Below are 8,552 nucleotides of genomic sequence, written 5' to 3'. Positions count from 1 at the left end.
TTTGTAAACCCACTCTTCATCTGCCTCTCTTCTTTTCCACATTTTGGGCAAATCGGCCTCTTCTCTGCTTTTTCTTCCATTCCTTAGTTTATCATTTTAGCTATCTTTTGTCCATTCCTACCTCCGCTATTCAAGGCCGGCGCATAGAGTCAAAGAACAGAAAAAAAGTCTAATCTATGATATAGAATGTAAATGTCGTATGATGTAAAATATAAGAAAAGAGCGATAGAATATAAGAAAGAAAGGCATACCTTAGAGGAGACAGCTAAGGTATTTAAAATAGGAACAACAACCTTAAAGAGCTGGATTAAGATATATGAAACAACAGGAAACTTAGAGATAAGAAAAGGGTTTATAGAGCCGTATCAATATAATAGAACAATGTACTATGAACTCTTTGAAACTTGGCTTACACAAAAATTACTGCCAAAGCTCCCACAAAATAGCCATATTATTATGGATAACGCTACTTTTCATCGTAAGAGTACCTTACCTGTATTAGCGGAAAAAGTTATTTTTCTTCCTCCATATTCTCCTGAATTAAATCCTACCCGCCATTTTTGGGCTAATCTTAAAAACAACTTAGAAAGATTCTCCCTAATTTCTCCAATTTCGATGACGCTTTATCTGTCTGTTTTAAGATTCTTTGAGTATACCTTTTCTTTAAGATTTTCAAAATCTTATTTGCCGGTTTTTATATCGAAGGCCCCGCCAAAGGTCAAATTTGTGCCTATCCAAGTTAATAGGCCGCTTTTTATATCGGAGGAAGTAACTTAAGAAAATAGTAGGTTGTTAGAAGAGATAGCTTTACTAAAAGCCCAACTGGCTAAATCTAAACAGTAGCTAGGGTGTTTTTTAGTAAGGTAAGCATCTCTTCTTTATTGAGCAAAGGGGCAAAGACTCCTTTAAAGGCAGCGCAACCGGCTATCCCTTTAGGATAGGCTAAAATATGTTTTTTAATTTCGCGCACCACTGTGCCTTCGTTACCATATTCTAAGGCCAGCTCAAAATGTTTTAAAGCTGTAGCATATCTTTCGTTAGCTGTAGGGTTATAAGTGCGGCCGGCGGCGGCCTCTGTTATTTGTTTGTAAATAAAAGGGTTCCCAATACTGCCGCGTGCTATCATTACGGCATCAATGCCGGTTTGCTCAAACATTTTGGTTACATCTTCTATCGTATAAAGGTCACCGCTGCCGCAAATTATTGCCTGCGGAAAAGTCTTTTTAAGAGTGGCTAAATGGTTATAATCAGCCTTGCCGCTATAAGCTTGGCTGCGTGTGCGCGGGTGTAAAGTAATTAAATTAATGCCTTCGTTAAGGGCCAGCTCGGCAATTTGTAAATAATTAATACTATCAAAATTCCAGCCGCTTCTAAACTTTACACTTACGGCAATATCTGCCGGTACATTTTGCCGTAAAGTGTGCATAAGTTCTTTAAAAAGGGCAGAGTTTTGCATTAAAGCGCTGCCGCTGCCGCTTTTAATAACTTTATTAACCGGACAGCCGCAGTTAAAATCGATGAGCTGCGGTTTTTGTGTTAAAGCGATGGGTAAAGCTTTTTCTAGCGCCTCTACATTACCGGCAAATAATTGCATAGCTAAGTTTTCTTCGCCATCGGCCCTTTCCATAATGGGCTGGGTTTTGGCCGAGAGCCGCCATAAGCCCTCACAGCTTACCATCTCGGTAAAAGCTAAATTTGCGCCATACTCTAGAGCAAGTTGCCGTGTAGCTTTATCGCTGTAGCCGGCCATAGGGGCGGCAAAAATATTGCCGGCTAGTTTAAGCGGGCCGATGGTGAGGGGGGAAAGATACATTATACAATAATAATATAATTAATAAATAATTACTAGAGATATGCGTACATAAATTTAATTTTGATAGCCACAAAATTTAGCTGGCTTTTACCTCTTCCTTTCGTGGTTGTAATCCTCTTTTTATTTTTTATAGCTAACTCCCGGCAAATACTCTGCTTTAACATTAAACAGCGCCTTGTACATGTTTTCTTTTGCACCGGGGAGTATTTGTTCTAATTGCTCTATTACCGGTTTAATGGCCATACGGCCGCTATCATCGCGGTAAGGGCAGGCAATACTAATAACAGGCAGAGCAAGCTCATGAGCAATGGCCATTACTTGCCGCTCACGGCATTGGCACATTGGCCTAATTAGCTGCAAATCACCGCCAAAAAAATCTTGCTTGGGCATCATAGTAGCCAACTGGCCGCCGTATACCATATTCATTAAAGTGGTTTGGATAATATCATCTAGGTGGTGGCCAAAAGCTATCTTATTAGCCCCTACCTCGTTAGCATAATCAAATAAAATACGTTTACGGTTGCGGCTGCAAATATAACAGCTAAAACGTTTTTTTATTTTGGGACCGTACATACTGGCCGGTAATTGCGTATATTTAATACCCAACATAGCAAAGTAATCTTCAAAATCTTGAGTTTGGGCGGCGGTCATAGGGTATTCGCTCCATAATACCTGCACGGCCTCCAACTTATAATCGATGGGTAAGTGCCGTTTACGTAGAGCCAGCGCTAAGGCTAAAGTTAGGCTATCTTTACCGCCGCTAATCCCTATTAAAATATGGTCGCCGTCTTTAATCATCTCTAGGCTGTTAATGCCTTTACCAACCCCTTTAATAAATTTATCGATACGCGGCGGCAAATTAACTTTTTTAGCGGTTTCTTCCGGGTTATCTGCGAGTAATTTTAACCCGAGCAGCTCTTTTAATTTGGGCCTAAAATCCTCTTTAACTAAACTTTCGGCGTAATGTTTTATCTCTACCATGACAAGACAATAGCTTAAATTGTTTACAATGGCAAGTGGTAACTATCTATTTACAGGTATCACTCCAAATCGTTCTTACCCTTAACTGTCATTATAAAGGTGCACTTAAATTTTTTTAATATCATACAATACAAATAACTCATTGCATTTGCTTATAACACATTGCCAAAGGTAAAGGCCATTAGACAAATTTTATGGCCGGTAGCTATAAAATTTGCCTAACGGTATTGACAAAAAAAAGATTGGTTATTAAAATTATATAAAATATAGTATTATTTTAATAATATAAAAATATAATAAAGGAGATATGTGGTGAAAATCCCTAGTTTTTATACACCTTGGACGGTGCTTGATGAATATCGCGGCAAAATTTTTAATGATAGGTGGCCAACTCTACCGCAAATGTTTGCTTTGTCGGCCAATCGGTTCCCCAATAATATTGCCTTTAGCGCCTACGAAGAAAGCCAAAATAACAAAGTATTACGTGCCTATAATTACGCACAAGGTAAAGAGCTGGTAGATAACATTGCCGGTTTTCTCATAGAGCAAGGGGTTAAAAAAGGCGATAAATTGGTGGTGAGCGGGGTTAATAGTCTAGAGTGGGCCATCACCTTTTTGGCTATTATGCAAGCCGGCGCCATCGCCGTGCCGATAGATAACGGTATGGGCAGCGAAAAAGCTTTGGCCCTTAGCCAACGAGTTGGGGCTAAAATGTTGTTTTGCGACCACGAAAAATTAGCCAAAGGTTTTGATAAAGCTAATTTACCTACCTATTCACTCACTAAAGATACGGCCAATTATGTGCTTAATCTTAGCGGTACAACTAAAGATTTTCCGCCGGCTGGGCAAGAAGATGTAGCCGCTATTTTATTTACCAGCGGCACCACCGGTAACGAAAAAGGGGTAGTTTTAACCCACCGCGCTTTAATTAGTGATAGTTATTTAGTGCAAGGGCTTATCCATGTTTACAGCAACGATGTTTTTTATGTCCTGCTGCCCATTCATCATATTTATTGTATGACGGCGGTGTTTATTACGGCTTTAACCGGCGGAGCGCAGCTGCTTTTTACCGATAAACTGGCTATTACCAACATTTTGCACGATTTAAAAGAGGGTAAAGTTACCTGTTTATTGGGTGTGCCTATGCTTTATAATAAAGTTATTAACGGTCTGATTAAAAATGTGCGCAAACGCGGACCGGTTGTTATGGCTTTGGTGAGCGGTTTAATGGCCGTAAGCGGCTCTATCCGTGCACGTACCGGCCGGCCTGTAGGTAAAAAAATGCCCATCTTAAAAGGGATACTTGCTAAGGCCAGTCTTTCCAGCCTTAGAGTACTTATCAGCGGCGGCGGCCCCATTGCCGGTGCTACCTTAACCCGTTACCGCCAATTAGGACTGGATATGATACAAGGTTACGGCTTAACCGAAACCGGGCCTATCATTACTCTCAACCCACCCCACGCTTTTAAAGAAGGCTCGGTTGGCCGGGTGTTACCCGAAACCGATATTATCATCTTGCAGCCCAACGAACAAGGTATCGGCGAAATTGCCGTTAAAGGCCCGATGGTTTTTAATGGTTATTATAACGATGACGAAACAACGGCCGCCGCTTTTACCGCCGATGGCTACTTTAAAACCGGCGATTTAGGTTGGAAAGACAGTGATAACTATGTGTACCTAACCGGCCGGGCTAAAAATATCATTGTTACCGAAGGCGGTAAAAATGTTTATCCCGAAGAGGTAGAAGATGCCTTTCAGTTAGTAAGCCAATTTGAGCAGCTATTGGTACGCGGGTATATGATTAACGAGAGATTAAAGATAGAAGATATAGAGGCCGTTATCTATCCCAGTTCCGATTTTATTAAAGATAAAACCCATAAAGAAGTTAATAAACAGCTTATTGCGCTTATCTTAGAGGGGAACAAAAAATTACAGCCTTATCAGCAAGTAAGGCGTATTAGGGTGGTAAATACCCCGCTGGAACTTTCCAGTACTAATAAAATTAAACGGTTTAGTGCCGCTAAAGATGCCGGTACCATCATTTTTGGTTAAAACAACTATCCCCCTTAAGAGCTTTAAGAGGGATAAAATATTAGGAAAATAAAATGAATAAAGATTTAATTTATTTAAATATGGCTAAAGAAATGGCCAAGCTGTCGCATTGTGTAAAAATTAAGGTAGCCGCCTTAATAGTAAAAGATGGCCGCATATTAAGCACCGGCATAAACGGCACGCCGGCCGGGACAACTAACTGTGATGAAAAATTTGATGCAGAGTTTGACCGCGATTTGCACCACGAGTTTTCGACTTATAACGAAATTCATGCCGAGATGAATGCCATCATTTTTGCTGCTAAATATGGGGTTTCTATTGATGGAGCTACTTTGTACTCGGTTTATCAGCCTTGTCGTAATTGCTTAAAACACATTCTTAACGCCGGCATAAAATATATTGTTTACAGTGAAGACTACGATTTAGCCGGCTATACGGCAGATACGTATAACCTGCTAAAAACTTTAGGTGTACAAATTACGCAAGTAACAGCCAAGCCTTAATCGTTCTTTTTTAGCAGCCACGCTACCCCTACTAAGCTGTCGTCAAGGTCGTTGTATTCGGCTTGCTGGCTGCGGATATAACTTGCAAAAAGCTCTTTTTCGGCCGGGTATTTTAACATTAATTCGTTAGCTCTTTGGGTGATGGCGGCCATACCTGTAACTTTATCTAAGTTCTCAGAGGCTTCTATATCGCTTGCTAAAATAGTTTTGACTAATTGTAAACCGGCCTCTTTAAATAAAGCCAGCCATTCATTTTCGTATAAATATTCGTTCTTATCGTATTGTAAATCGGTGTGTTTTGCGTTGGCGTTAAGGTAAACTTCGTCAATTAAAATATAACCGCCGGCTTTAAGGGGAGCCTTTAGCTTGCTAAGGGTTTGGGCCGGACCGCCTAAAACATCGCTGCCAACACCACCTAAAATAACCACATCATAATCTCTTTCGGTTTGTACGGCTTCGTTAATATCGTCAACTGTAAACCGGCATAAATTATCTACTTTATATTCGCAAGCTTTTTGGGCGGCAACTTCGGTAAAAGCGATTATTATATCTATACCTTTTACCTTTACTTGCAGCTCTTGGGCAATTTTAATAGCTACCGCACCTTTGCCGCAGGCAAGTTCCAGCACCTTTGCTTGAGGCGGCAGGTTGGCATAGTCTTTAAGCAGCTGAGCCATAACTTTTGGCTCACTACCAAGTGTCCAAAAATCTTGCAGTAAATACGGTAAAAAAGGTAAAAGCCGGCCGGTTTCGGCACTGAGCGAGGCCGCTAATTTTTCGGCTGTTTCGGTGGTCATAGTTACGATAGGCCTTGCGGAGTGGCGCGGTTATTGTGCACATTTTCATCACGCCAAATACGGTCGATAAATTGCCCATCGCTTAAGTAAATAATAATATCGATTTGTCCGTTGCCGGTAGAGTCTATTTCTTGCCTAAGTAAACGGCCTTCACTATCAAAGTAGTAAAAGGTATCTAGCTGCCCGGTTTCGGTACTATCAAAGGCCTCAAAAATACGCTGGCCGTTGGCGGTAGCGGTGTGTAGCTCGTAAATAACAAGGCCGGCATCGTTGTGGCGGCGCAAAATGGTAACGGCCCCGTTTACCTCGATGGTAGTGTTACCAAGCTGCCGAGTTTGGGCCGCTAGGGGGCCAGCTAAGCTAAGAGCTAATAAAAACAATAATATACGCATAATTTATCCTGTTGTTATAGCATATATCGGCAAAGTTATCTACACTCGTTAAAGTGAAAACTGAAAACTGATAAGTTGACAAACTGTTAATAACTACTATCTCTAACTACTCAATGTTAGTGAAAAGTTACACCCACAGGCCAAACTTTAATATTTTAGCTTTACTTTAACCGCAAGCTATGCTAAACTATTACTATGAAAAAAATATTAACTATAGCTTTATTACTAATAGCCATAAACGCACAAGGGCAAGGCTTACCGGTAACGGCTAACGCTACGCTGGCTAGTTTGTTCCCTGATGAAAATTTGAGAAGAGTGGTGGCGGAAGTGTTAGGCAATGATGCTAGACTTACGGGGCAAGCACTAAGTGATAGTCTGGCGAGGGTGAAGAGGTTAGAGGTTGCGGGGCCGTATGATGATTTATATGCTCGAAGATACCTTAATGTTTATTATGATAATACCATCTCTAATTCTAGCGGTATTGAATATTTAATTGGGTTAACCGTGCTTATTTTACACTCTACCAATTTAACTAATATGACTAATTTATGTAATTTAATTAATCTAACTAATCTAACTGTATCTAATAATAGGTTAACTAGTTTGGACGTAAGTGCCCTTACTAATTTAATTGAACTTTTTGTTGGATTTAATGAACTTACTAGCCTAGACGTTAGTAATCTGAGCAATTTAGAAACTTTGAGTGCTGATTTTAATCATTTAACTTATATAGATATAAGTAATCTTATTCATTTAGAGACGCTTTCTTTGAGTGTTAACAGATTAACGGACATTAATTTAAGTAATCTTCCTAATCTATTGACTCTTAATGTAGCTGGTAACCGTTTAACTAACTTAGATGTAAGAAGCCTTCATAATTTGGAATATTTAAATATAGGCTTTACTGGTATTACTCATCTTAATTTACGATACAACCGTCGTTTAGCAATAATTTCTTACAATGAAGAAGAACAATCTATTACGTTTGAAGGTTTGCGACCTAATATAAAATTTCAACATTATACCACCCTTATCTTTTTTTAGTTTTAATATTTATAGTGCAGCCCCCTTTTTGAGGGGACTGCTTCCAATAACTAAACTCTAATTATATTTCTTACCGCCATCGTAAGGCTATCTGCTATAGCTGTACAAATTTGTTCAAATCTGTCCCTGTAAATAGCTACATCAGCACGGCTGTTTACAAAACATACCTCTATTAAAATAGGGTTTCTTGCATGTTCATTTTCTAAAAACCCAAGTGGACCATCTGGATCCTCCGGTCTTTGCCAACTAGGGTGAGGGCGAGGTTTTGCTCCGCGGTTATGCCATCTTTCTGCACTCATATCACTACTAGCTTCATGTATAGCCCTGCTAACATGGGTTGCAATTTGTTGTGTTATATCATTTCTTAATCTGTATAACACCTCACAGCCCATTCTATTACGTGTAACATTAATATCACGTTCGGTTTTAATAGGTTCAAACCATACACCATTGCTATTAATGGTAGTAGGAACGGTAAAAGAGTTAAAATGTATACTTACATCTAAATCGCGTATGCGTGGATGTAAATTGCCTTGTTCGTCTATATTATTATTGTGCCAAGCTATAATTCTATTAACGTTTGTATCCGGGTCTCGGTTCATTTTGTCATGAAATACCTCAACTAGTACCTCCCTGTCTCTCAATATTTCTGTTACTCTATCTACCACTTTAACTGCCTCTAGGTGTTCATATAGGCCAGTATCTTTATTATAGGCTCCCCAAAAGCCGGCGCTATGCCCGCTGGAAATAGCTATACGTATGGGCAGTTGCGGCGGATTAGGTTGCTCGGAAATTTCATTACCTGTTGCAGGCCTATCACCACCGGGAGGATTACTTTCAGGAAAAATTTCGTTACCGCTCATTAAAAAGCCGTTAAGTTTATCCTTTATTAACTTAACCTCATTCGCTTGGTCCGGTAATATCCGCTGGTTTGTCGAGCTACCCGTTGTTTGTAATTTTAACATTAATC

General features: G+C 39.8%; 9 protein-coding genes. 4 read left to right on the top strand and 5 right to left on the bottom strand.

Annotation, left to right across the window (positions count from 1 at the left end; translation table 11 throughout):
* Positions 1–192 precede the first annotated feature (192 nt).
* Entirely contained in the window at positions 193–777 is a 585-nt protein-coding gene (locus FWE37_08165; GenBank protein ID MCL2520953.1) for a transposase, read from the top strand.
* A 55-nt stretch (positions 778–832) separates the two neighbouring features.
* Here FWE37_08165 and FWE37_08160 read toward each other — a convergent pair whose 3' ends face one another.
* Positions 833–1,813 carry a tRNA-dihydrouridine synthase gene (locus FWE37_08160; GenBank protein MCL2520952.1) on the bottom strand — a complete coding sequence of 327 codons (981 nt, stop codon included), beginning with the start codon at positions 1,811–1,813 and terminating at the stop codon, positions 833–835.
* A gap of 120 nt (positions 1,814–1,933) precedes the next feature.
* Entirely contained in the window at positions 1,934–2,794 is an 861-nt protein-coding gene (locus FWE37_08155) for an adenine nucleotide alpha hydrolase (protein MCL2520951.1), read from the bottom strand.
* A gap of 309 nt (positions 2,795–3,103) precedes the next feature.
* On the opposite strand from FWE37_08155, the gene FWE37_08150 reads away from it, so the two are divergent.
* Complete coding sequence (locus FWE37_08150; protein ID MCL2520950.1) at positions 3,104–4,846, top strand: AMP-binding protein; 1,743 nt, start codon at positions 3,104–3,106, stop codon at positions 4,844–4,846.
* A 53-nt stretch (positions 4,847–4,899) separates the two neighbouring features.
* On the top strand, positions 4,900–5,349 hold the full coding sequence (locus FWE37_08145; GenBank protein MCL2520949.1) for a deaminase: 450 nt from the start codon (positions 4,900–4,902) through the stop codon (positions 5,347–5,349).
* Here the strand turns inward: FWE37_08145 and FWE37_08140 are convergent.
* On the bottom strand, positions 5,346–6,146 hold the full coding sequence (locus tag FWE37_08140) for a class I SAM-dependent methyltransferase (protein MCL2520948.1): 801 nt from the start codon (positions 6,144–6,146) through the stop codon (positions 5,346–5,348). The genes FWE37_08145 and FWE37_08140 overlap by 4 nt on opposite strands.
* A 2-nt stretch (positions 6,147–6,148) precedes the next feature.
* On the bottom strand, positions 6,149–6,538 hold the full coding sequence (locus tag FWE37_08135) for a hypothetical protein (GenBank protein MCL2520947.1): 390 nt from the start codon (positions 6,536–6,538) through the stop codon (positions 6,149–6,151).
* A gap of 195 nt (positions 6,539–6,733) precedes the next feature.
* On the opposite strand from FWE37_08135, the gene FWE37_08130 reads away from it, so the two are divergent.
* The gene (locus FWE37_08130; GenBank protein ID MCL2520946.1) at positions 6,734–7,582 is read left to right on the top strand and encodes a hypothetical protein; all 849 of its coding nucleotides are present in this window, start codon (positions 6,734–6,736) and stop codon (positions 7,580–7,582) included.
* Positions 7,583–7,632: 50 nt separating this feature from the next.
* Here FWE37_08130 and FWE37_08125 read toward each other — a convergent pair.
* The coding region (locus FWE37_08125; GenBank protein ID MCL2520945.1) for an N-acetylmuramoyl-L-alanine amidase at positions 7,633–8,552 on the bottom strand (920 nt) is incomplete at its 5' end.

This window comes from Spirochaetaceae bacterium (assembly GCA_009784515.1).
Lineage (GTDB): Bacteria > Spirochaetota > Spirochaetia > WRBN01 > WRBN01 > WRBN01.
Note: the sequence above shows the minus strand (reverse complement) of the source record. Positions and strands in the feature narration are given on the sequence as shown.

Bases quoted from the DNA above. Each gene is read 5' to 3' on its own strand.
- FWE37_08140 (MCL2520948.1), bottom strand. From the start codon at position 6,146: ATGACCACCGAAACAGCCGAAAAATTAGCGGCCTCGCTCAGTGCCGAA.
- FWE37_08135 (MCL2520947.1), bottom strand. From the start codon at position 6,538: ATGCGTATATTATTGTTTTTATTAGCTCTTAGCTTAGCTGGCCCCCTA.
- FWE37_08130 (MCL2520946.1), top strand. From the start codon at position 6,734: ATGAAAAAAATATTAACTATAGCTTTATTACTAATAGCCATAAACGCA.
- FWE37_08145 (MCL2520949.1), top strand. From the start codon at position 4,900: ATGAATAAAGATTTAATTTATTTAAATATGGCTAAAGAAATGGCCAAG.
- FWE37_08165 (MCL2520953.1), top strand. From the start codon at position 193: ATGTCGTATGATGTAAAATATAAGAAAAGAGCGATAGAATATAAGAAA.
- FWE37_08155 (MCL2520951.1), bottom strand. From the start codon at position 2,794: ATGGTAGAGATAAAACATTACGCCGAAAGTTTAGTTAAAGAGGATTTT.
- FWE37_08160 (MCL2520952.1), bottom strand. From the start codon at position 1,813: ATGTATCTTTCCCCCCTCACCATCGGCCCGCTTAAACTAGCCGGCAAT.